Annotated in this window: 1 protein-coding gene; it reads left to right on the top strand. The window is 43.3% G+C overall.

Features of this window, described 5'->3' with window-relative positions; translation table 11 throughout:
- Positions 1 to 610: BRO family protein (locus CBG25_RS10020; RefSeq protein WP_290606413.1), on the top strand; the 610-nt coding region annotated here is incomplete at both ends.

The raw sequence follows: 610 nt of genomic DNA, 5'->3' as shown, positions 1-610 counted from the left end.
TTCTGCTGAACTTGCTAGAGCTTTAGAGTACGCTCACACGGATGCAGTAACACGGATATACAATCGTAATAAAGATGAGTTTTCACCTTGCATGACCGAGACGGTCAATTTGACCGCCTCGATAAAATCAATAGGTTACGACAATCTTCGTAATAAAAACCGAATTTTCTCTCTACGTGGTGCACACCTAATTGCTATGTTCGCCAATACGCCAGTAGCAAAAGAATTCAGAAAATGGGTGCTGGATATTCTAGACAAACAAACAGTTAATCAAACCACTAACTATAATCCTCAACCCCAACCAAAAGCCGCAGAGCGTTTTAGCCATTCTGATACCCGTAACCTGACACACTTAGTCTGGTGTATGACAAATGGTTTTCGTTTTGAGCGTTCATGGAGTAATGCGGTGTGGCTGGCGTTACGCGAAGTGACTGGCACACCATCACCGGAGCGTTTTCAGGTAGAGCATATACCGTTAATGGCTGACGAATGCAGACGGATTTACTATATCACCGAGTCATTACGCCAGATTATTAATGACGCTGAAAAGCAGACGATCAAACGACTTTTACGTAAACGTGAGAATGTCGATTCCGTTTTAGCCGAGATC

Origin of the sequence: Arsenophonus sp. ENCA, assembly GCF_002287155.1 — a bacterium.
Classification (GTDB): domain Bacteria; phylum Pseudomonadota; class Gammaproteobacteria; order Enterobacterales; family Enterobacteriaceae; genus Arsenophonus; species Arsenophonus nilaparvatae.
This window is presented reverse-complemented; position numbering and strand designations above follow the sequence as displayed.